We start from the raw sequence: 20,785 nt of genomic DNA, 5'->3' as shown, positions 1-20,785 counted from the left end.
CCTTCGGGCCGGAGCCCGGGGGTGGATCAGAAGTCCATGTCGCCGCCCGGCATGCCGCCGCCGGCAGCCGCGCCGGCCTTCTCGGGCTTGTCGGCGATGACGGCCTCGGTGGTGAGGAAGAGGGCCGCGATCGACGCCGCGTTCTGCAGCGCGGAGCGGGTGACCTTCGCCGGGTCGATGATGCCCTCGGCGATCATGTCCACGTACTCGCCGGTCGCGGCGTTCAGGCCCCAACCGATCTGCAGGTTGCGGACCTTCTCCACGACGACGCCACCCTCGAGACCACCGTTGACGGCGATCTGCTTGAGCGGGGCCTCCAGCGCGAGCTTGACGGCGTTGGCGCCGGTCGCCTCGTCGCCGGTGAGCTCCAGCTTGTCGAAGACCGAGGAGGCCTGCAGCAGGGCCACGCCGCCACCGGCGACGATGCCCTCTTCGACGGCCGCCTTCGCGTTGCGAACGGCGTCCTCGATGCGGTGCTTGCGCTCCTTGAGCTCCACCTCGGTCGCGGCGCCGGCCTTGATGACCGCGACACCGCCGGCGAGCTTCGCCAGGCGCTCCTGCAGCTTCTCGCGGTCGTAGTCCGAGTCGGAGTTCTCGATCTCGGCGCGGATCTGGTTGACGCGACCCTGGACCTGGTCGCTGTCACCGGAGCCGTCGACGATGGTGGTCTCGTCCTTGGTGATGACGACCTTGCGGGCGCGGCCGAGCAGGTCGAGACCGGCGTTCTCGAGCTTGAGGCCGACCTCCTCGGAGATGACCGTGCCGCCCGTGAGGATGGCGATGTCGCCGAGCATGGCCTTGCGACGGTCACCGAAGCCCGGAGCCTTGACGGCGACGGACTTGAAGGTGCCGCGGATCTTGTTGACGACGAGGGTGGAGAGCGCCTCGCCCTCGACGTCCTCGGCGATGATCAGCAGCGGCTTGCCGGACTGCATGACCTTCTCCAGGAGCGGCAGCAGGTCCTTGACCGAGCCGATCTTGGAGTTGACGATCAGGATGTACGGGTCGTCGAGGGACGACTCCATGCGCTCCATGTCGGTGGCGAAGTACGCCGAGATGTAGCCCTTGTCGAAGCGCATGCCCTCGGTGAGCTCGAGCTCCAGGCCGAAGGTCTGCGACTCCTCGACCGTGATGACGCCTTCCTTGCCGACCTTGTCCATGGCCTCGGCGATGAGCTCGCCGATCTGGGTGTCGGCGGCGGAGATGGAGGCCGTAGAAGCGATCTGCTCCTTGGTCTCGACGTCCTTGGCCTGCGCCAGCAGGGCGGCGGAGACGGCCTCGACGGCCTTCTCGATACCGCGCTTGAGGGCCATCGGGTTCGCACCGGCGGCCACGTTGCGCAGGCCCTCGCGGACGAGCGCCTGGGCGAGAACGGTGGCGGTGGTCGTACCGTCGCCGGCGACGTCGTCCGTCTTCTTGGCGACTTCCTTGACCAGCTCTGCGCCGATCTTCTCGTACGGGTCCTCGAGCTCGATCTCCTTGGCGATGGAGACACCATCGTTGGTGATCGTGGGGGCGCCCCACTTCTTCTCAAGGACGACGTTGCGACCCTTGGGGCCAAGGGTGACCTTGACGGCGTCGGCGAGCTGGTTCATGCCTCGCTCGAGACCGCGCCGGGCCTCCTCGTTGAACGCAATGATCTTGGCCATCTGAAGTGGTCCTCCCGGACAGCGGTGGATTGCTCCCGGACCGCGCCCGCGCCCGCGACGGACGGCCTGCGTGCCCGGCGGTTTCTTCCCGCCGGACCCTGCGGGCCTCACTGACCCGGTCCTCGTTTAGTAGCACTCTCACCCGGAGAGTGCTAACGCCAATGATTAGCACTCGACCACCCCGAGTGCAAGCGGCTTCGCGCAACCCGGGATGAACACCCGGACGCCGCAAGGGCTCCGGGACCGCCACGCACGAGGGGCCCGCATCCCGTGTCCAGGATGTGGGCCCCTCGTACATATGCCGTTGTGCCGTCGTGCGCGGCCGCTGTGCGTGACCGCGGACGTGTAGGTGGCCGATCGCGGTCGGACTAGCCGGCGGCGAGCTTGACCATGTCCGCCTGCGGACCCTTCTGGCCCTGCGAGATCTCGAACTCGACCCGCTGACCCTCTTCAAGGGTGCGGTACCCGTCCATCTGGATGGCGCTGTAGTGGACGAACACATCCGCACCACCGTCGACCGCGATGAAGCCGTAGCCCTTCTCCGCGTTGAACCACTTGACGGTGCCCTGAGCCATGCCTAACTCCCCTATTACTGGCCCTTGCGCAGGACCGCACTTCGCGGTCCCGGGTCAGAACTTGCGCCGGAACGCCTCGACCGGGGCTGAATGTATCCGCACCGCTGCTGTCTGCAACAGGTCATTCCGACGAGAAATCTGGACACGGCAAAAGATTGAAATAGGGTGAAAACCCGGAATATTCCAGGGCAACTCGGGCCGGACAAACCACGCCAAGGACCCATAGCGCACTTGCATGTTGACTCAATGTCAACCCTCACGCGACCCGTTCATATGCGGCGGGCAAGAACAGCGGAGGGGACTTCCCCAACTCTACCGCGCCCAATCCAGCAGAATTGCCCCCTCCGTTTCTTAACGGAGGGGGCAATTCAGTTTCTACGAGGTCCTGCCAGGCCCTACGAGGTGCCGCGAAGTGCCGCGAGGTGCCGCGAAGGCTCAGCAGCCGCCCGCGACGGCGGGGATGATCGAGATGCCGGCGCCGTCCGGCGTGGACGTCTGCAGCCCGCCCTCGAAGCGCACGTCGTCGTCGTTGACGTAGACGTTGACGAAGCGGCGCAGCTTGCCCTGGTCGTCCAGGACGCGCGCGGCGATGCCGGGGTGGCTCGCCTCCAGGGACTGGATGACCTCTTCGAGGGTCGCGCCCTCGGCGGAGACCTCGGCCTGGCCGCCGGTGTAGGTGCGCAGGATGGTGGGGATGCGGACGTTGACGCTCATGGCGCTACTGCCTTTCCGGTGTGCAGGGAGGAGGAATCAGGCGAGGTTGGCGGCGCGGAACGCGTCCAGGCTCGGGCGGATCGTGGCGGTCTGGCCACTGTCGGCGGCCACCGCCTCCAGGGTCTTGAGGCCGTCACCGGTGTTCAGGATCACGGTGGTCAGCGTGGGGTCGAGCTGCCCGTTCTCGACGAGCTTCTTCGTCACGCCGACGGTCACGCCGCCCGCGGTCTCGGCGAAGATGCCCTCGGTCTGCGCGAGGATCTTGATGGCCTCGACGACCTGCTCGTCGTTGACGTCCTCGACGAACCCGCCGGTGCGGCGCGCGATGTCCAGGACGTACGGGCCGTCCGCCGGGTTGCCGATGGCCAGCGACTTGGCGATGGTGTTCGGCTTCTGCGGGCGGACCACCTCGTGACCGGCCTTGAAGGCGGTCGAGACGGGGGAGCAGCCCTCGGCCTGGGCGCCGAAGATCTTGTACGGCTTGTCCTCGACGAGGCCGAGCTTGATCAGCTCCTGGAGACCCTTGTCGATCTTCGTGAGCTGCGAGCCGGACGCGATCGGGATGACGATCTGGTCGGGCAGCTGCCAGCCGAGCTGCTCGCAGATCTCGTACGCCAGGGTCTTGGAACCCTCGCCGTAGTACGGGCGCAGGTTGACGTTGACGAAGCCCCAGCCCTCGCCCAGCGGGTCGCCGATGAGCTCGGAGCAGAAGCGGTTGACGTCGTCATAGTTGCCCTCGATGCCGACCAGGTCGCCACCGTAGACACCGGCCATGACGACCTTGCCCTGCTCCAGGTCGTGCGGGATGAACACACAGGAGCGGAAGCCGGCGCGGGCGGCCGCGGCGCCGACGGCGCCGGCCAGGTTGCCGGTGGAGGAGCAGGAGAGGGTGGTGAAGCCGAAGGCGCGGGCGGCCTCGACGGCGATGGCCACGACGCGGTCCTTGAAGGAGTGCGTCGGGTTGCCGGAGTCGTCCTTGACGTACAGCTTGCCGGTGAAGCCGAGCTCCTTGGCCAGGTTGGCCGCGTCCACGAGCTTGGTGAAGCCGGGGTTCAGGCTCGGCTTGGAGGCCACGTCCGCCGGGACGGGCAGCAGCGGCGCGTAGCGCCAGATGTTGTTCGGGCCGGCCTCGATGGCGGCGCGCAGGGCTTCCGGGTCGCCCAGGGGCAGCTCGTAGGCGACTTCGAGCGGTCCGAAGCACTCGGCGCAGGCGAAGATCGGGCCGAGCTCGAAGCGGGTACCGCACTCACGACAGGAAAGGCCGGTGGCGGGACCGAGGTCGACGGAGGCACCGACGGTGCCGGCTTCGACGACAGTATTGCTTTCAACGGTTTCGGCAGAGGTTGCGACAGACTGTGCAGCCATGATGGCGAGGCCCTTTCTCCTCATCTTCCCCATGGCGCACTTCGCCATGAGACGGAATTGGCACCTTCCCTAGCCGGGGACCTCGCTGGCGGCGCTGGAATGCGCGATCGCGAGAACCGACTGGAGGGTTGCCGGGGCTTCAACGGGCCGTGTCCCTCTGCCCCTCTGGATGAGCGGTATGGCACCGGCAGACGCGCTCTGTGGCGCGCCGGTGCGTTTGTGCGCGGGGCCCCCGGCATGCGGTGGGCCATCGCGTTGTTCAAGACTGTAACCGAAGGCCCGGGGGGTTGAGACAGCCGTCCGAACCGCGAGATGGATCACATTTCGGTCCAAACCCGCGATGGACCCCATGATGAACGCCGTGACGAACCCAGTGACGGACCCAGTGATGAACCCAGTGATGAACAGGGAGTGCTGAAGGTGCTGGAAGAGGTGGAGCGCTGGTTGGCAGACCGCTCCTGGTCCGCCGCCGACCGACCGCTCGGCCAGCTGCTTTCCGCCAAGCGGGCAGCGGGGACCACGGTGAGCGTGGTGTTGCCGGCGCTGAACGAGGAGGCGACGGTCGGCGCGATCGTCGAGGTGATCCGGCGCGATCTGATCGAGGGGCTGCCGGTGCCCCTGGTGGACGAACTCGTCGTGATCGACTCGGGCTCCACCGACCGCACCGGGGAGGTCGCGGCCAAGGCCGGGGCCCGGGTGGTGCACCGCGACGAGGTCCTGCCGCGGATCCCGGCGCTGCCCGGCAAGGGCGAGGTGCTGTGGCGCTCGCTGCTGGCCACCACCGGGGACATCGTCTGCTTCGTGGACGCAGACCTGCGCGATTTCTCGTCCGCCTTCGTCTCGGGGATCGTCGGCCCGCTGCTGACCGAGCCGGACGTGCGGTTCGTCAAGGCGATGTACGACCGCCCCCTGGGCCCGGAGCTCGGCGGCCCGGAGCTCGGCGCCTCGGACTTCCGCGCCGCGGACTTCGGCGCCGCGGACTTCGGCGACCCGGCCTCCGCCAAGGCCCACGGCCAGGGCGGCCGGGTCACGGAGCTGGTGGCCCGGCCCCTGCTCAACCTGCACTGGCCGCAGCTGGCCGGTTTCGTCCAGCCGCTCGGCGGCGAGTACGCCGTACGCCGCGAGCTCCTCGAACGGCTGCCGTTCCCGGTGGGCTACGGGGTCGAGCTGGGCCTGCTGGTGGACGCGCTGCACACGGCCGGGCTGGACGCGCTGGCCCAGGTGGACGTGGGCGTACGGCTGCACAGGCACCAGGACGGCCAGGCCCTGGGCCGGATGGCCGCGGCGATCTACCGCACGGCGCAGGTCCGGCTTTCGCGCGGCCATCTCGTACGCCCCGAGCTGACGCAGTTCGAGCGGGGCCCGCAGGGGTTCGTACCGCACACCTACGCCGTGGACACCGAGGAGCGGCCGCCGATGCGGGACATCGAGGAGTACGCGCACCGTCGCGTGGCGTAACGCCCGATTCAGCCCTGGCTGATGAGCACGGCCGCCACGCTCACGGCACTCGGCGGTGTGGTCTTCCTCTCGGTCGGGCGCACACGCAGGCACTGACGTTTGACCGGAGGCGAGGCGGGCTAGGTTCGCCGCATGGCTTCCCAGGTGCTCGTCGCCGCGAATCGCGGCCCCCTCTCCTACGCCCTCGCCCCGGACCGCACGCTCAGTGCCCGCCGCGGCGGGGGCGGCCTCGTCTCCGGGCTCTCCGCCGCCCTCGCGGAGCAGCCGGACGCGCTGTGGATCTGCGCGGCGCTGTCGGACGCGGACCGGGAGGCGGTGCGGCGGGGGGTCTCCGAGCCGGGCGTACGGATGCTGCCGGTCGACCCGGCCGTCTACGACGGCGCGTACAACGGCATCGCGAACTCGGTGCTGTGGTTCCTCCACCACCACCTGTACGAGATCCCGCGCGAGCCGGTCTTCGACGCGGAGTTCCGGCGGCGCTGGGCCTCGTACGTCACGTACAACGAGGCCTTCGCGGCGGCCCTCGCGGAGGAGGCCGCCGAGGGCGCGACCGTCCTGATCCAGGACTACCACCTGGCCCTGGCCCCCGGAATGCTCCGGGAGCTCCGCCCGGACCTGCGGATCGGGCACTTCACGCACACGCCGTGGGCCTCGCCGGAGTTCCTGGGGATGCTCCCGGAGGACATCCGGAGCCAGTTGCTGTGGGGGATGCTCGGGGCCGACCGGCTGGGGTTCCACACCCGGGAGTGGGCGGACAACTTCATCAGCGGCGCGATGGCGGACGACGTGCGCGGGCTCGCGCAGGGATCGATTCCGACCGGTCCCGAGCGTGGCGTGCGGCACCGCAGGAGGACAACGGACGGGAACTGGCACGGGGAAGCCCGGTTCACGCACGTCACCCCGTACCCCCTCGGCGTGGACGGGGACGAGCTGCGCGCGCTCGCGCACCGGCCGGAGGTGGACGACAAGCTGGCGGCGCTGCGGGCGGAGGTCGGCGGGCTGAGGACGATCGTCCGGGTGGACCGGACCGAGCTGTCGAAGAACATCCTGCGGGGACTGCTGGCGTACCGGGAACTGCTGGTCACGCACCCCGAGTGGCGGGAACGGGTGGTACACCTGGCCTCCGCCTATCCGTCCCGGCAGGACCTGACCGTCTACCGGGAGTACACGGAGTCGGTGCGGGAGCTGGCGGCGGAGATCAACGCGGAGTTCGGCACGGCCGACTGGCGGCCGGTGCTGGTCTCCGTCGAGGACGACTTCGCGCGGTCCCTGGCGGCGTACCGGCTGGCGGACGTGGCGCTGGTCAATCCCGTACGGGACGGCATGAACCTCGTCGCGAAGGAGATCCCGGTGGTCTCGGAGGCGGGGTGCGTGCTGGTGCTGTCCACCGGGGCGGGGGCGTACGAGGAGCTGGGCGCGGACGCGCTGACGGTGAACCCGTACGACGTCACGGCGACGGCGCAGGCCCTGCACGCCGCCCTCTCCATGCCGGCGGCGGAGCGCGCGGACCGCACGAAGCGCCTGGCCGCGGCGGCGACGGCGCTCCCGCCTGCCCAGTGGTTCACGTCCCAGCTGGACGCCCTGCGCACCTGACCGCGCCGCTGTGCGGGGCGAAGTCCCTCCCAGCCCCGCCGGCGTGTGAGGCGCGGGTCTGGGCGGAGCCAAGGGAACGGTGGAAGGGTGGGTAGGGGACGGCCCCGCAGGGCACCGAGCCACACCCGCCCACCCACCCACCGGGCTGAGGTGTCAAAAGGATGCGCGGCGCGTCAAGAAGATGCCCGCACCGCCGCGGCCAAGCCCGCCAGGAAGGCGACGACCTCCGACGGCCCGGACAGCGTCAGGTCCGCGCGGGCGGCCAGTTCCGGGACCTCCGCCGAGCCGCTGCACACCAGGAGCCCCGGCATGCCCCCGGCCCGCAGTTTCTCCACCGCCGAGTACGCCGCGAGGTCCCCCAGGTCGTCCCCGGCGTAGAGCACGGCCTGCGCCCCCACCTCCGCGAGGTACTCCGTGAGCGCGACGCCCTTGTCCATCCCCGGCGGCCGCAGTTCCAGTACGGCCCGCCCCGGCTCGACCATCAGGCCGTGCCGGGCCGCCAGCCCCGCCAGGGGCTCGCGCAGGGCCGCGAAGGCCGCCTCCGGGTCCGCCGCACGGCGGGTGTGGACGGCCAGTGCCTGGCCCTTCTCCTCGATCCACGTCCCGCGCCACGCACCGATCGCGTCCAGGAACCCGGGCAGCTCGGCCCGGACCGCCGCGACCCCCGGATGCTCGGCCGGAGCGTGCACGATGCCGCTCACGGCGTCCCAGCGCTCGGCTCCGTAGTGCCCGAGCACGACCAGGTGTTCGAGTCCGGGCACCCCGGCGAAGCCCCCGTAGCGGACGGCGACCCCGGCGGGCCGGCCGGTGACGACCGCGATGGAGCCGACCTCGGGGGCGAGCGCGGCGAGCGCGGGGACGGCTCCCGGGTGGGCCCGTGCCTGGTCGGGGTCGGGAACGATGTCGGCGAGGGTGCCGTCGAAGTCGAGGGCGACGACGGAGCGGCGCGGTGCGCGGAGTAGGGCCTCGAGTCCCTCGCGTCCGGCGGTGGTCACGGGCATCGGCAGATCGTGCGGATGGCTCCCCATACGCACGACCCTAACGGCCCTGCCGGGCCAAGGCTACGGGGCGGGCCAAGGCCAAGGCGCGGGCCGTGCCCGGACCGCGGCCGCTACCGCCGCGCCCGCTGGGCCTCCCGGATGCGCCGCAGGCGGTTCACGGTGCCGGGTGCGTGCCGCAGCGCCCTGGGGTCGTCCATCAGCGCGTTGAGCAGCTGGTAGTACCGGACCGGGGGCATCCCCAGTCCTTCCCTTATGGCCCGCTCCTTGGCGCCCGGGCCGGGCCAGGTGCGGGCCTCGTAGGCCAGTACGGCCGCTTCGTCGGGGCTCAGCCCGGCGGGCGGCCTCTCGTCCGCGTCCGTCATACGGCCAGGTTAACTCCGGCCTCCGACAGCACCCGCCCGACCGGGATCGGCCCCGCGCGGCTCAGCCCGGATCAGCGCGCGCGGCTCAGCCCGGATCAGCGCGGCTCAGCCCGGATCAGCGCGGATCCGCCTTGCGCCCGGCCTCCGCGATGTCCGCGAGGATCTTCCCGGGCTGCCCGCCCGGCTGCACCGCCTTGCCGATGTTCTTCTTGACGTCCTCGCTCACGGTCGCCCAGGACTTCTTGCCCACCGGGTAGAGCCGCGCGTTGGGCAGGGCGCGCAGGAAGGTCTTCAGCTCCGCCGAGGAGGACCCGGTGGAGGCTTCCATCGCGCGGGAGCCGCTGGTGGTCACCGGGAGCAGGTCGTACTTCTCGGTGAAGGCCGTCACGTTCTCGGCCTCGTACAGGAAGTCCAGGAACTTCCCGGACTGCGTCTGGTGGCCGGTCTTGAAGGCCATCACCCAGTCGGCGACGCCCATCGTGGGGTGGCTGACCCCGTCGGAGGTCGGCATGGGGATCATGCCGTACTTCACGCCCTTGGCGGCGGCCTGCTTGAGCAGCGTCGGGTGCCCGTTGAGCATGCCGACCTCGCCGCGCGAGAAGGAGTCGAAGGCGGCCTGGCGGTTCAGCTTGCCCGGCTCCACGGGGCCGGTCAGGCCGGCGCCGACGAGGTTGTCGCGGAGGAACTCCAGGGTCTCGACGTTGTTCGGGGAGTCGATCGAGTACTGGTCTTCGTTGTCGGCGTAGCCTCCGCCGCCCGCGAGCAGCCACTGCATCGTCTCGGCCTGTGCCTCCTCGCGGCCCAGGGGCAGCGCGATGGGCGTCGGGACGCCGTCCGCCTTGAGCTTCTTGGCGGCGGACTCCAGATCGGCCCAGCTCTTGGGGCGCCAGGCGGTCTTGCCGTCCTTGGGGATGATGCCGGCGTCGGCGAAGAGCTTCTCGTTGTAGAACATCAGCCGGGTGCTGGCCACGAAGGGCATGCCGTACTGATCGCGCCGGACCTTGCCCGCTTCGGCGAGCGGATCGAGGAAGTCGGCCTGGGTGTTCACGGAGAGCAGCTCGTCGGCGGTGTACAGCTTGCCGTCGGCGGCGTAGTCGGCGTAGGCGCCGATCTGGGCGATGTCGGGGGCCTCGCCGGCCTTGACCATCTCGGCGACCTTGGCGTCGACGTCCTCCCAGGAGTAGACGTCGACCTGGACCTTGATGCCGGGGTTGCGCTTCTCGAAGGCCGCGGCGAGGTCCTTCCAGTAGGGCTTGGAGGAGTTTTCCGGTTTGTCCCCGTAGTCGGCCGCCACGACCTTCAGGGTGACCTCGTTGTCCCCGGTGACGCCCGACACGGCGCCGCAGCCGGTCAGCGTCACCGTGGTCAGGCACAGTGCGAGGCCGGAAGCGGCGAGGTTCAGCCTTCTGGCCTGGACAGTTCGGGCCTTCACAGTTCTCGTTCCACCCCAGGTTGTTCCGTACGATTCGCGTAAAGGTCTACACCACTTTTGAGCCTGGTCAACATCCGGTGCCAAACGTGCACACGGCCTGCACGCGTACACACGCACGGACGTGCCCGCACACCCGCGCGCGGACCCTCGCGCGGGCCCGCTCGCCGACTCGCCCGCCGGCCCGCCCGGCGACGAAGGTCCCGAATTTGTATGGCCACTCAACAATCCCTCTCAGTGGACTAGACCTTTGCCCTCCGATCACGCGAGACTGTCACCCGTGAAACCCGTGAAACACGTCATCGCCCTCGATGTGGGCGGCACTGGGATGAAGGCCGCCCTCGTCGCCGCCGACGGCACCCTGCTCCACGAAGCGCGCCGCGCGACCGGCCGTGAGCGGGGCGCCGAAGCCGTCGTCGAGACGATCCAGGACTTCGCCGCCGAGCTCCTCGAGCTCGGCCGCGAACGCTTCCACACCACCGCCTCCGCGGCCGGCGTGGCCGTCCCCGGCATCGTCGACGCCGAGAACGGGATCGCCGTCTACGCGGCGAACCTGGGCTGGCGCGACGTCCCGATGCGCGAACTGCTCGGCAGACGCCTCGGCGGCATCCCGGTCGCCCTCGGCCACGACGTCCGCACGGGCGGACTCGCCGAGGGCCGCATCGGCGCGGGCCGCGGCGCCGACCGCTTCCTGTTCGTCCCCCTCGGCACCGGCATCGCCGGAGCCATCGGCATCGCCGGCCGCATCGAGGCCGGCGCGCACGGGTACGCGGGCGAGATCGGCCACATCGTGGTCCGCCCCGGCGGCCCCGCCTGCGGCTGCGGCCAGCACGGCTGCCTGGAGACCCTCGCCTCCGCCTCCGCCGTCAGCCGCGCCTGGGCGGCCGCCTCCGGCGACCCCGAGGCGGACGCCGCGGACTGCGCCAAGGCCGTCGAATCCGGCGACGAGCGCGCCCGGGAGGTCTGGCTCGCCGCCATCGGCGCCCTGGCCGACGGGCTGGTCACCGCGATCACCCTGCTGGACCCGAGCACGCTGATCATCGGTGGCGGACTGGCCGAGGCCGGGGAAACCTTGTTCACACCACTACGGACGGCCGTCGAGGAACGCGTGACGTTCCAGCGGCTGCCCCACATCGTTCCGGCGGCCCTAGGGGACACCGCCGGATGCCTGGGTGCAGGCCTGCTCGCCTGGGATCTACTCGCCACGGAGGTACCTGCCTGATGTCCGGAAGCGCACATGTGGGCCGCAGCACCGTTCTCTCCGGCGCCGACGTGGTGCTGCCCACGGGCATCGTCAAGGGCGGGCGCCTCATCGTCGACGGCGAGCGCATCGCCGGCAGCGCGGACGAGAACGCGGCCGTCGTCGACCTCACCGGGTGCCTGATCGTCCCCGGCTTCGTCGACATGCACAACCACGGCGGCGGCGGTGCCTCCTTCACCTCCGGCACCGCCGAGGAGGTGCTGCAGGGCGTACGGACCCACCGCGAGCACGGCACGACCACCCTGGTCGCCTCCACCGTCACCGGCGACCTGGACGAGCTCGCCCGCCGCGCCGGACTGCTCGCCGAGCTGACCCAGCAGGGCGACATCGCGGGCATCCACTTCGAGGGCCCCTTCATCAACCCCTGCCGCAAGGGCGCGCACAAGGAAGACCTGCTGCGCGACCCCGACCCGGCCGAGGTCCGCAAGCTGATCGACGCCTCGCACGGCGCCGCCCGCATGTTCACCCTCGCCACCGAACTGCCCGGCGGCCTGGACTCCGTACGGCTGCTCGCCGAGCACGGGGTCATCGCGGCGATCGGCCACACGGACTCCACCTACGAGCAGACCCTCGAAGCCATCGACGCGGGCGCGACCGTGGCCACCCACCTCTACAACGCGATGCCGGGCCTGGAGCACCGCGCCCCCGGCCCCATCGCGGCCCTGCTGGAGGACGAGCGGGTCACGGTCGAGCTGATCAACGACGGCACCCACCTGCACCCGGCCATGCTGGAGCTGGCCTTCCACCACGCGGGCGCGCACCGGGTGGCGCTGATCACCGACGCGATGGACGCGGCCGGCTTCGGCGACGGGATCTACCACCTCGGCCCGCTGGAGGTCGAGGTCAAGGAGGGCGTCGCCCGCCTCGTCGAGGGCGGCTCCATCGCCGGCTCCACCCTCACCCTGGACACCGCCTTCAAGCGGTCGGTCACCCTCGACAAGCTCCCCGTCGAGTCCGTGGTCCAGGCGATCTCCGCCAACCCGGCCAAGCTGATCGGCGTCTACGACCAGGTCGGCTCGCTGGAGCCCGGCAAGTACGCGGACCTCGTCGTCCTCGACTCCGCCTTCGACGTCCGGGGCGTCATGCGGCGCGGCGAGTGGATCGTGAACCCGCTCGCGGCGGGCAACTGACCGGCGCACCTCCACGGAAGCGGTCGGCCCGGGGTACTGGGCCGACCGCTCCTGCATTTGGCATGCTGTGGCCCCGCAAGAGGCGGCACACACCAACACCGGGACCCGTCATGATCCTGACCGTGACGCTCAACACCGCGCTCGACGTCACCTACCGCGTGCCGCGCCTGCTCGCGCACGCCTCCCACCGCGTCACCGAGGTCACCGAACGCCCCGGCGGCAAGGGCCTGAACGTGGCCCGCGTGCTCGCCGCGATCGGCCACGAGGTCACCGCGACCGGCTTCGCGGGCGGCCCCACGGGAGCCCTCGTACGCGAGCTGCTCGCCGGCTCCCCCGGCGTCCGCGACGAGCTGGTCCCCTGCGCGGGCACCACCCGGCGCACCCTGGCCGTCGTCGACGAGGCCTCCGGGGACACCACGCAGTTCAACGAACCGGGCCCGCTGATCACCGCCGCCGAGTGGTCCGGGTTCCTCTCCCGCTACGAGGCCCTGCTGACGGGCGGCGCCCGCGCGGTGGCCCTGTGCGGCAGCCTGCCCCCGGGCGTGCCCGTGGGGGCGTACGCCGCCCTCGTACGGGCGGCCCGCACGGCCGGCGTGCCCGTCCTCCTCGACACCAGCGGCGAAGCCCTGCGCCGCGGGGTCGCGGCCCGCCCCGACGTGATCAAACCGAACGCCGCCGAGCTCGCCGAGCTGACCGGGTCCCGCGACCCGCTCCCCGCCACCCGGGACGCCCGCCGCCGCGGGGCCCGCGCGGTGGTCACCTCGCTCGGCCCGGAAGGACTGCTCGCCGCCACCGCCATGGGCACCTGGCGGGCGGCCCCGCCCCGCACCCTGGCGGGCAACCCCACGGGCGCCGGCGACTCCGCGGTCGCGGGCCTGCTCTCGGCCCTCACCGAAGGCCTGGACTGGCCGGACCGCCTGACCCGCGCGGTGGCCCTCTCGGCCGCCACGGTCGCGGCCCCCACGGCGGGAGACTTCGACCCCCGCACCTACGAGGAGGTACGGGGGTCGGTGAAGGTCACGGAGGGTTAGGGCGCCTTCTCGCTGCCGCTCAGCCCTTCTGGAGCCACAGCTTGTCGATGTTGACCTGGCACTTGTTGCCGGACTCGCACGACAGCTTGACGGTGTTGGTGCCCTCCTTCAGGGTCACCTGGCCCCAAGTGGTCTGCCAGCCCTTCTCCCAGTCACCCTGGGGGGACTTCGCGAAGTTCCGCATGTTCAGCGGCGAGGTGTTGGGCTTGCCGTTCACCGCGAGGGTGGCGTTGGCGTCCTCACCCGGGATGCCGTAGCGCACGTAGAGGCGGTAGGTGCCCCCCTTGGGGAGGTCCAGCGTCCAGGTGACCGCCGCGCCCGGCTGATTGAAGTTGCCCACGTACTGGCCGTTCGCGCTCTCCGCACCCTTCACCGCGCTCTCGAGCTGCGCGTCGCCGCTGATCACCATGCCGGAGCCGCCCGCGTCGCCCTTGGGCAGCGGGGCGTCCGCGGGCGCGGAGCCGCTCGGCTGGTTCGAGGGGGTGTTCTGGGCGGGTGCCGACGGGCTCTGGCCCGTGTTCGCCGTGTTGGTCTTGCCCTTGTCGGCGTCGTCGTCCTTGCCGAAGATCACGGCCGCGCCGATGCCGATCGCCACCGCGGCGACCACCGCGACGGCAGCGATGAGCATGCCCTTGCGGCTGGACCCGCCGCCCCCGTGGCCGCCGCCGGAGCCCGGCAGCGGTACGGACTGGGTGTACTGCGGGGGCTGCTGCTGCGGCGGAACGCCGTAGCCGCCCGCCTGGAGCGCTTCGGGGGCCTGGTACTGGGCCTGGTAGGCCTGCTGCTGCGGGCCGCCCTGCTGATAGGGAACGGGCCCGCGCTGGCCGCCGTAGGGCCGGTCACCGACGGTGCGGACCTGGTTGTACGAGGTCCTGGGCACGCCCGGCTGAGCGCCGGCCCCGGGTCCCGGGTAGCCGTATCCGCCGCCCTGCCCGGGCGGGGTGGCCCCCGCGGCCTGGCCGTCCTCGTAGAGGTAGCCGAACGGGTCGTCATCCTCGGGCTGGTTCGCCCCGTTGTTCGGGCCGTGGTTCGCGGGCGTCGTCATCGCAGGTCACTCCTTTCGACCCCGGGGAGCCTACCCCGAACAGGTGCGCCCACGGGCGGCCCGAGAGCTTACCCGGCCCTGCGGTGCGCCTTCGAACGGGAGCGCTTCTCGATGTACATGCGCTGGTCGGCCGAGCGCAGCACCTCGTCGGCCGACATGCCGCAGCTCGCCCAGCCGATGCCGAAACTGGCTCCCACGCGGACCGCCCGGCCGTCCACCCGGATCGGCGGGATGATCGCGTTGCGCAGCCGCACGGCGAGATCGGCGGCGTCGGCGGCGCCCAGCCCGTCGGCGAGGACGACGAACTCGTCACCGCCCAGCCGGGCCACCGTGTCACCGTCCCGGACCCCGGTCGTCAGCCGCCGGGCCACCTCGATGAGGACCGCGTCGCCGGTGTGGTGCCCGAACCGGTCGTTGATCGACTTGAACCCGTCGAGGTCGCAGAAGAGCACCGCGAGCCCCTTCGTACCGTCGTCGATGTCGGTCGCCGGCGCGACCGTGTGCACGTGGTGGTCGTACGGGCCCCCCGCGGCCGGGCCGCCGCCCAGGCCACCGGTAGGGCCCATGCCGCCAGGGAACTCGAAGGGCTCGGGAAAGCCGTCGGGCCGGAACCCGTGCTCGCCCGGTGCGCCCTCCACCGAGGGCCGGGTCTCGAAGGCCGCGTCCAGCGCCTCCACGGCGGTGGCGCGCACCGACTGCGGGCGGCGGCAGAGCCGGGCCCCGAGCCGGGAGCGCAGCTCGGCGCTGTTGGGCAGGCCGGTCAGCGAGTCGTGGCTGGCGCGGTGGGCGAGCTGCAGCTCGTGCCGCTTGCGCTCCTCGATGTCCTCGACGTGGGTGAGCAGGAAGCGCGGCCCGTCGGCGGCGTCGGCGACGACGGAGTTGCGCAGGGAGACCCAGACGTACGTACCGTCGCGCCGGCCGAGTCTGAGCTCGGCGCGGCCGCCCTCGGCGGAGGTGCGCAGCAGGGTGCCGATGTCCTCGGGGTGCACGAGGTCGGAGAAGGAGTACCGGCGCAGCACGGAGGCGGGCCGCCCCAGCAGCCGGCACAGGGCGTCGTTGGTGCGCAGCAGGCGGCCGTGCTGGTCGCCGCCCATCTCGGCGATGGCCATGCCGCTCGGTGCGTACTCGAAGGCCTGGCGGAACGACTCTTCACTGGCGCGCAGGGCCTGCTGCTCGCGCTCGAGGCGGACCAGGGCCCGCTGCATGTTCGCGCGGAGCCGGGCGTTGCTGATGGCAATCGCGGCCTGGAAGGCGTACATCTGGAGCGCTTCGCGGCCCCAGGCGCCGGGCCGGCGGCCGTTGCGCGGGCGGTCCACGGAGACCACGCCGAGCAGTTCGCCGCCGGAGGCGTACATGGGTGCGTAGAGCCGGTCCTCGGGGTGCCACTCGTCCTCGAACCGCGGGTCGGGGCCCTCGGTGTGCCACTGCGGGACGTCGTCCTCGACGAGGACCCAGCCCTCGGTGTGCGGGATGAAGCGCAGGCCGTCCCAGTTCTCGCCCATCGTCAGACGGCGTTCCCAGGAGGCGCGCGAGCCGACGCGGCCGGTGATCAGGGCTTCGGCGGCGGGGTCGCCCGCGAAGGCGGCGACGACCAGATCACCGTCGGGGCGAACGAGGTTGACACAGGCGAGTTCGTAGCCGAGACCCAGGACGATGCCGTCGACGACGGTCTGCAGGGTGTCCGCCAGGCTCCGGGCCGTATTGAGCTCGGCCACCACCCGGTGCAGCTGCCGCAGGGTCGCAAGACGGACGTACGGCTCCGACTCGGTCTCCATTGCTCGCTCTCCCCGAGACCTCGACAGCAACTCCAGGTTTGTCATCGGCGCTTCGTTGCGGTGTCCCGTCCACTGAATCACAGTGAGCTGTGCGGCAGGTACACAGGGTCAACAAATCTTGCTCTCTGTGACTCAAGTCACATGAGATGAATAAGGGTGGCCGCCGCGCCGCCCTTCCGGACCCGTTCCGGCGGGTTCACCCGACCCGTTCCCGGAAGCAAACGATACGCCCGGCCGTAGGGAGGCTTAGGTCGACGGGCCGGGGAGCGGCTCCGCCCTGCGCCCGATGCGCCGCGCGAGGGGTGACAGTAGCGTCCCGACCGTGCCCCCTACGACCCCCGTGACACCACTTTCCGTACCCGCACCCCATGCTGTGGGGGTGAGCAACGACGAGTTCCGGGCCGCGATGTCCCGACTGACCGCCGGCGTGTGCCTGATCACCGCACAGGAGGCGCCCCTGTCGGCCGACGGCCGGCGCGGCGAGGACGTCGGCATGACGGCGACCGCCTTCATGTCCGTGTCCCTGGAACCACCGCTGGTCCTCGTCAGCGTGCGCGAGGGCTCCCGCATGGACGATCTGCTGGCCGAGCAGCCGCTGTGGTCGGTCTCCGTGCTCGCCGACCACCAGCTCCAGATCGCCAGCCGGTTCTCGATGAAGAACCGCATCAGCGACCGGCTGCTCTTCGCGGACCTCCCCTACACCCGCGGCGGCGTCTCCGGCGCCCCGCTGCTGTCGGGGGCCCTGGCCACCCTGGAGTGCCGTACGGAGAACCGCGTCGAGGCCGGCGACCACACCCTGGTCATCGGCCACGTCCTCACCGCCGCCCAGCCCGCGCCGGACTCCCCGCCGCTGACCTACTTCCGGGGGCGTTACCGGCACCTGGCGCCCTGAGGCCGGGGCGGTCCACCCGCCACCTGGCGCCCTGAGGCCGGGGCGGTCCACCCGCCACCCGGCGCCCTGAGGCCGGGGCGGTCCACCCGCCACCCGGCGCCCTGAGGCCGGGCGGTCCCCCGGCACCCGGCCCGGCGTCACCAGTCGCGCGCGCCCCGCCCCCGCTTGGTCTCGCCGCGGGCCTTCTTCTCGCGCAGCCGCCGTTCGTTGATGCCCCGGGGGATCTTCGTGGCCCGGCGCGCCTTCGGCGGCGGCGCCGTGGCCTCGGCCAGCAGTGCGGTCAGCCGGACCAGCGCCATCTCCCGGTTGCGGAACTGTGAGCGGTGCTCGGAGGCCCGTACCGTCACCACCCCGTCGACCAGCCGGGACGCGAGGCGCTCCAGCGCCCGCTCCTTCCACACGTCGGGCAGCGACTTCGTCGCCGCGACGTCGAAGAGGAGCTCCACGCGCGAGTCCGAGGTGTTCACGTGCTGGCCGCCCGGCCCGGAGGACCGCGAAAAGCGCCAGGCGAGCTCGCCCTCGGGGAGCACGACCGAACCGCGGATGACATAGGGACCAGGCATGCCTCCTATGATCCGTGCCCGCCGGGGCCCCGTCACCCGCATTTCCGCCTACATCGCGGACAATTCTCCGAATGCGGAACCTCGCGCCCCTCTCCCCGCGTTATGGAGGTCAGCGGTAACTTGGGCAGCCTCACGGTCGATACGACAAGTGAGACCAAGTGAGACTAGGAAGGGACACCAGTCACCATGGCAGTAAGCCTCTCCAAGGGCGGAAACGTCTCGCTCAGCAAGGAGGCCCCGGGCCTCGCGGCCGTCACGGTCGGCCTCGGCTGGGACACCCGCACGACCACCGGTGTCGACTTCGACCTGGACGCCTCCGCGATCGCGGTCAACCCGCAGGGCAAGGTCGTCTCCGACGGCCACTTCGTCTTCTTCAACAACAAGTCCACCCCGGACCAGACCATCGTGCACACCGGTGACAACCGCACCGGCGAGGGCGCGGGCGACGACGAGGCCATCAACGTCAACCTCGCCGGCCTGCCGGCCGACGTGGACAAGATCGTCTTCCCGGTCTCCATCTACGACGCCGAGACCCGCAGCCAGAACTTCGGCCAGGTCCGCAACGCGTACATCCGCGTCGTGAACCAGGCCGGTGGCGTCGAGATCGCCCGCTACGACCTCTCCGAGGACGCGGCGACCGAGACCGCCATGGTCTTCGGCGAGCTCTACCGCAACGGCGCCGAGTGGAAGTTCCGCGCCGTGGGCCAGGGTTACGCCTCCGGCCTGACCGGCATCGCCCAGGACTTCGGCGTCAACGTCTGATCCTGAGCCCCCGCGTCCGAGGACGCGACTCGGCTGAAGCCCCCTCCCGGCCGTCCGGGGAGGGGGCTTCGCTACCGTTCGGTACGTGATCCTCCTGCCGCTCGCCCCCGTCGAGGACGGCGCCCTGCCGGGCCCGGTCCTCACCGAAATCGCCACGCTCTACGCGACCAACCACGCGTTCTTCGAGCTCAGCGGAGATTTCCCCGACCCCGGCCGCATCACGGTCGAACAGGTCGCCGCCGCCCTCGCCGACGAGCTCGCGCGCGAAGGCGCCGAGGTCCTCCTCGCCCGCTCCGCCGGACGCCTCGTAGGCCTGGCCGCCACCCTCGCCGGGCACCCCGATCCGGAGTCCGAGGACCCCGACCCGTGGATCGGCCTGCTGCTCATCGACGCCACCGCGCACCGCGAGGGATACGGCCGCGCCGTGGTCGCCCTGGTCGAGGACCGCTTCCGCGACGCGGGACGGTCGGGCGTACGGATCGCCGTGCTCGACGCCAACGAGAAGGCCCTCGCCTTCTGGCGGTCCCAGGGGTACGTCACCCTGCGCCGGGCCGCCGACCGCGAGGCGGGCCGCCCCTGCACGGTCCTGCGCAAGGCGCTGTAGGCGGGCGGCGCGGCTAGGGAGCCTCCGGAGCTGCCTTCGAGGCCTCCGGCGGCGCCTTCGTCGGTGCCTTGGCCGGCGCCTTCGTCGGTGCCTTAGTCGGTGCCTTAGTCGGTGCCTTCGGGCGGTCCTTCCCGTACAGCCACACGTCCCAGACCTCCGTCAGGTCACGGCCCGTCTTCTCCTGCGCGTAGGCGGTGAAATCGGCCGTGCTCGCGTTCGCGTGCCGGTGGTCGGCGGCCCAGCCGCGCACGAGGGCGAAGAACTTCTCGTCGCCGACCTCCTGCCGGACCCGTTGCAGGACCATCGCCCCGCGCCCGTACACCGGGGACCCGGAGATCTCCTTCGGGCTCCGCGGTGCGGCCGGCGGGAAGGCCCCCCAGTCCGAGCCCGCCGCGCCGTCGACGCGCGTGTCCCCGGCGAGGTAGGCGTCGAAGTGCTGCTGTGCGCTCGGACCGCCGTGGTCCTCGGACCACAGCCACTCGGCGTAGGTCGCGAAACCCTCGTTGAGCCACATGTCCTTCCAGGACTTCGGCGACACCGAGTTCCCGAACCACTGGTGCGCCAGCTCGTGCAGCACCAGTTCCTCGCTGTCGGGCGCCCCCGGGAACACCGGCCGGGTCTGCGTCTCCAGCGCGTAGCCGAGGCTGTGCGCGGGAAGCACGATCGCGCCCGTCGTGGAGAAGGGGTACGGGCCGAACCGCCCGATGCCCCACTCCACCATCTCGGGCAGCCGCGATAGCGCGCCCTCGCCCGCCCCCGCCTCCCCGGGCGCGACCGCCGTGTAGACGGGGATCCCGGAGGCGGTCCGCCCGGTCGTCACCTCGAACTTCCCGACGGCCACGGTCGCCAGGTAGCTCGCCATCGGCTCCGCCGAGCGCCAGGCGAACACGGTCCGCCCGTCGCCCTCCTCCGTCGCCTCCGTCTCCTCCGTACGGGAGCGCAGTTCGCCGTTGGAGACGGCCTCGTACCCGCGGGGGACGGTCACCGTGATGTCGTACGTGGCCTTGTCGCTCGGGTGGTGGTTCCCCGGGAACCAGGCCATCGACCCGACGGGTTCGCCGACGCCGACCGCGCCGGCGGCGCCCGGGGTGACGATCCACCCCTCGCGGGAACCGTCGGGGTCGGTGACGGTCCTGGGCCGGCCGGAGTAGTCGACCTCCGTACGGAAGACCTCCCCGCGCTCCAGGTCCTCGGCGGGGCGCACCGTCAGCTCGTTGCCGGAGCGGTTGAAGCGGGCCCCGGCGCCCTGCACGCTCACCGCCTCCACCTGGAGCCCGCTGAGATCGAGGTTGAAGGAGCTGAGCCCCTGCTCGGCGCGGGCGGTGATGACGGCGGTGGCGTGCAGCCGCCCGTCGGCCGGGTCGTAGTCGAGGTCCAGGGAGTAGTGCTCGACCTGGTAACCGCCGTTGCCGGCCTTGGGGAAGAACGGGTCGCGCACCCCCGACGCACCCGGCCGCCCCTGCACGGTGTCCCCCGTGCAGCCCGTGGTGAGGGCGAGCAGGGCGGCGACGGCGGGGACGGCCAGGCGGGAGAGAGCGCGATGATCCACGCGTTCGAGACTACGTCCCGCGACGCG

At 71.5% G+C, this 20,785-nt stretch carries 19 protein-coding genes and 1 riboswitch; of the genes, 8 read left to right on the top strand and 11 right to left on the bottom strand.

Going from position 1 to position 20,785, the window contains the following annotated elements:
• Nucleotides 1–26: 26 nt before the first annotated feature.
• The 4 genes from groL to thrC form a co-directional block, all read right to left on the bottom strand.
• Nucleotides 27–1,649, bottom strand: coding sequence for a chaperonin GroEL (groL, locus tag ACIQV3_RS29505; protein ID WP_327253499.1), 1,623 nt, complete (start codon nucleotides 1,647–1,649; stop codon nucleotides 27–29).
• A 368-nt stretch (nucleotides 1,650–2,017) separates the two neighbouring features.
• On the bottom strand, nucleotides 2,018–2,224 hold the full coding sequence (locus ACIQV3_RS29500; protein WP_008743607.1) for a cold-shock protein: 207 nt from the start codon (nucleotides 2,222–2,224) through the stop codon (nucleotides 2,018–2,020).
• A gap of 435 nt (nucleotides 2,225–2,659) precedes the next feature.
• Nucleotides 2,660–2,938, bottom strand: a complete 279-nt coding sequence (locus ACIQV3_RS29495; RefSeq protein ID WP_403717119.1) for a ubiquitin-like small modifier protein 1 — start codon at nucleotides 2,936–2,938, stop codon at nucleotides 2,660–2,662.
• A 36-nt stretch (nucleotides 2,939–2,974) separates the two neighbouring features.
• Nucleotides 2,975–4,303: a threonine synthase gene (gene thrC / locus ACIQV3_RS29490; RefSeq protein ID WP_403717117.1), complete on the bottom strand. Its 1,329-nt coding sequence runs from the start codon at nucleotides 4,301–4,303 to the stop codon at nucleotides 2,975–2,977.
• A gap of 17 nt (nucleotides 4,304–4,320) precedes the next feature.
• A riboswitch (SAM riboswitch) is annotated at nucleotides 4,321–4,479 on the bottom strand.
• Between the two features lie 244 nt (nucleotides 4,480–4,723).
• On the opposite strand from thrC, the gene ACIQV3_RS29485 reads away from it, so the two are divergent.
• Nucleotides 4,724–5,761 (top strand): glucosyl-3-phosphoglycerate synthase, encoded by a 1,038-nt coding sequence (locus tag ACIQV3_RS29485; protein WP_403717238.1) that lies wholly within the window; start codon nucleotides 4,724–4,726, stop codon nucleotides 5,759–5,761.
• Between the two features lie 132 nt (nucleotides 5,762–5,893).
• Entirely contained in the window at nucleotides 5,894–7,354 is a 1,461-nt protein-coding gene (locus ACIQV3_RS29480) for a trehalose-6-phosphate synthase (RefSeq protein ID WP_403717115.1), read from the top strand.
• A 173-nt stretch (nucleotides 7,355–7,527) separates the two neighbouring features.
• Here ACIQV3_RS29480 and otsB read toward each other — a convergent pair whose 3' ends face one another.
• From otsB to ACIQV3_RS29465, 3 genes are all read right to left on the bottom strand, one after another.
• Nucleotides 7,528–8,382, bottom strand: a complete 855-nt coding sequence (otsB, locus tag ACIQV3_RS29475; RefSeq protein ID WP_403717113.1) for a trehalose-phosphatase — start codon at nucleotides 8,380–8,382, stop codon at nucleotides 7,528–7,530.
• 83 nt (nucleotides 8,383–8,465) lie between these two features.
• Nucleotides 8,466–8,717, bottom strand: coding sequence for a DUF3263 domain-containing protein (locus tag ACIQV3_RS29470; protein WP_254386650.1), 252 nt, complete (start codon nucleotides 8,715–8,717; stop codon nucleotides 8,466–8,468).
• 115 nt (nucleotides 8,718–8,832) lie between these two features.
• Entirely contained in the window at nucleotides 8,833–10,149 is a 1,317-nt protein-coding gene (locus ACIQV3_RS29465) for an extracellular solute-binding protein (protein WP_403717110.1), read from the bottom strand.
• A 286-nt stretch (nucleotides 10,150–10,435) separates the two neighbouring features.
• Here ACIQV3_RS29465 and ACIQV3_RS29460 point away from each other — a divergent pair, with 286 nt between their 5' ends.
• The 3 genes from ACIQV3_RS29460 (at nucleotide 10,436) to ACIQV3_RS29450 (ending at nucleotide 13,568) form a co-directional block, all read left to right on the top strand.
• Nucleotides 10,436–11,368 (top strand): ROK family protein, encoded by a 933-nt coding sequence (locus ACIQV3_RS29460; protein WP_403717236.1) that lies wholly within the window; start codon nucleotides 10,436–10,438, stop codon nucleotides 11,366–11,368.
• Nucleotides 11,368–12,537 (top strand): N-acetylglucosamine-6-phosphate deacetylase, encoded by a 1,170-nt coding sequence (gene nagA, locus ACIQV3_RS29455; RefSeq protein ID WP_403717107.1) that lies wholly within the window; start codon nucleotides 11,368–11,370, stop codon nucleotides 12,535–12,537. Before ACIQV3_RS29460 ends, nagA begins: the two co-directional genes overlap by 1 nt.
• 110 nt (nucleotides 12,538–12,647) lie before the next feature.
• Nucleotides 12,648–13,568 (top strand): 1-phosphofructokinase family hexose kinase, encoded by a 921-nt coding sequence (locus ACIQV3_RS29450; RefSeq protein ID WP_403717105.1) that lies wholly within the window; start codon nucleotides 12,648–12,650, stop codon nucleotides 13,566–13,568.
• 19 nt (nucleotides 13,569–13,587) lie between these two features.
• Here ACIQV3_RS29450 and ACIQV3_RS29445 read toward each other — a convergent pair whose 3' ends face one another.
• Both ACIQV3_RS29445 and cdgB read right to left on the bottom strand, forming a co-directional pair.
• Nucleotides 13,588–14,613 (bottom strand): CBM35 domain-containing protein, encoded by a 1,026-nt coding sequence (locus tag ACIQV3_RS29445; protein ID WP_403717103.1) that lies wholly within the window; start codon nucleotides 14,611–14,613, stop codon nucleotides 13,588–13,590.
• A 68-nt stretch (nucleotides 14,614–14,681) separates the two neighbouring features.
• Nucleotides 14,682–16,388 (bottom strand): diguanylate cyclase CdgB, encoded by a 1,707-nt coding sequence (gene cdgB / locus ACIQV3_RS29440; protein WP_403717101.1) that lies wholly within the window; start codon nucleotides 16,386–16,388, stop codon nucleotides 14,682–14,684.
• Nucleotides 16,389–16,674: 286 nt separating this feature from the next.
• Between cdgB and ACIQV3_RS29435 the strand changes: the two genes are divergently transcribed.
• A complete protein-coding gene (locus ACIQV3_RS29435) occupies nucleotides 16,675–17,280 on the top strand; it encodes a flavin reductase family protein (protein WP_403717099.1) in 606 nt (201 codons plus the stop codon).
• Between the two features lie 137 nt (nucleotides 17,281–17,417).
• Here the strand turns inward: ACIQV3_RS29435 and arfB are convergent, their stop codons facing one another.
• Complete coding sequence (gene arfB, locus ACIQV3_RS29430) at nucleotides 17,418–17,843, bottom strand: alternative ribosome rescue aminoacyl-tRNA hydrolase ArfB (RefSeq protein ID WP_403717097.1); 426 nt, start codon at nucleotides 17,841–17,843, stop codon at nucleotides 17,418–17,420.
• A gap of 186 nt (nucleotides 17,844–18,029) precedes the next feature.
• Between arfB and ACIQV3_RS29425 the strand changes: the two genes are divergently transcribed.
• Both ACIQV3_RS29425 and ACIQV3_RS29420 read left to right on the top strand, forming a co-directional pair.
• Complete coding sequence (locus ACIQV3_RS29425) at nucleotides 18,030–18,605, top strand: TerD family protein (protein ID WP_403717096.1); 576 nt, start codon at nucleotides 18,030–18,032, stop codon at nucleotides 18,603–18,605.
• A gap of 85 nt (nucleotides 18,606–18,690) precedes the next feature.
• Nucleotides 18,691–19,209, top strand: coding sequence for a GNAT family N-acetyltransferase (locus ACIQV3_RS29420; RefSeq protein WP_403717093.1), 519 nt, complete (start codon nucleotides 18,691–18,693; stop codon nucleotides 19,207–19,209).
• A gap of 13 nt (nucleotides 19,210–19,222) precedes the next feature.
• On the opposite strand, the gene ACIQV3_RS29415 is transcribed toward ACIQV3_RS29420, so the two are convergent.
• Nucleotides 19,223–20,758, bottom strand: a complete 1,536-nt coding sequence (locus ACIQV3_RS29415) for a M1 family metallopeptidase (protein ID WP_403717091.1) — start codon at nucleotides 20,756–20,758, stop codon at nucleotides 19,223–19,225.
• Nucleotides 20,759–20,785 lie beyond the last annotated feature (27 nt).

The sequence above is a fragment of the Streptomyces sp. NPDC099050 genome, assembly GCF_044759865.1.
In the GTDB taxonomy this organism is placed as follows: Bacteria; Actinomycetota; Actinomycetes; order Streptomycetales; family Streptomycetaceae; genus Streptomyces.
This window is presented reverse-complemented; position numbering and strand designations above follow the sequence as displayed.

What these genes read in the sequence shown, in the direction of transcription:
- nagA (WP_403717107.1), top strand. Translation starts at nt 11,368, where the DNA reads ATGTCCGGAAGCGCACATGTGGGCCGCAGCACCGTTCTCTCCGGCGCC.
- groL (WP_327253499.1), bottom strand. Translation starts at nt 1,649, where the DNA reads ATGGCCAAGATCATTGCGTTCAACGAGGAGGCCCGGCGCGGTCTCGAG.
- cdgB (WP_403717101.1), bottom strand. Translation starts at nt 16,388, where the DNA reads ATGGAGACCGAGTCGGAGCCGTACGTCCGTCTTGCGACCCTGCGGCAG.
- ACIQV3_RS29425 (WP_403717096.1), top strand. Translation starts at nt 18,030, where the DNA reads ATGGCAGTAAGCCTCTCCAAGGGCGGAAACGTCTCGCTCAGCAAGGAG.
- arfB (WP_403717097.1), bottom strand. Translation starts at nt 17,843, where the DNA reads ATGCCTGGTCCCTATGTCATCCGCGGTTCGGTCGTGCTCCCCGAGGGC.
- ACIQV3_RS29470 (WP_254386650.1), bottom strand. Translation starts at nt 8,717, where the DNA reads ATGACGGACGCGGACGAGAGGCCGCCCGCCGGGCTGAGCCCCGACGAA.
- ACIQV3_RS29445 (WP_403717103.1), bottom strand. Translation starts at nt 14,613, where the DNA reads ATGACGACGCCCGCGAACCACGGCCCGAACAACGGGGCGAACCAGCCC.
- ACIQV3_RS29450 (WP_403717105.1), top strand. Translation starts at nt 12,648, where the DNA reads ATGATCCTGACCGTGACGCTCAACACCGCGCTCGACGTCACCTACCGC.
- ACIQV3_RS29500 (WP_008743607.1), bottom strand. Translation starts at nt 2,224, where the DNA reads ATGGCTCAGGGCACCGTCAAGTGGTTCAACGCGGAGAAGGGCTACGGC.
- ACIQV3_RS29495 (WP_403717119.1), bottom strand. Translation starts at nt 2,938, where the DNA reads ATGAGCGTCAACGTCCGCATCCCCACCATCCTGCGCACCTACACCGGC.
- ACIQV3_RS29435 (WP_403717099.1), top strand. Translation starts at nt 16,675, where the DNA reads ATGCGCCGCGCGAGGGGTGACAGTAGCGTCCCGACCGTGCCCCCTACG.
- thrC (WP_403717117.1), bottom strand. Translation starts at nt 4,303, where the DNA reads ATGGCTGCACAGTCTGTCGCAACCTCTGCCGAAACCGTTGAAAGCAAT.
- ACIQV3_RS29480 (WP_403717115.1), top strand. Translation starts at nt 5,894, where the DNA reads ATGGCTTCCCAGGTGCTCGTCGCCGCGAATCGCGGCCCCCTCTCCTAC.
- otsB (WP_403717113.1), bottom strand. Translation starts at nt 8,382, where the DNA reads ATGGGGAGCCATCCGCACGATCTGCCGATGCCCGTGACCACCGCCGGA.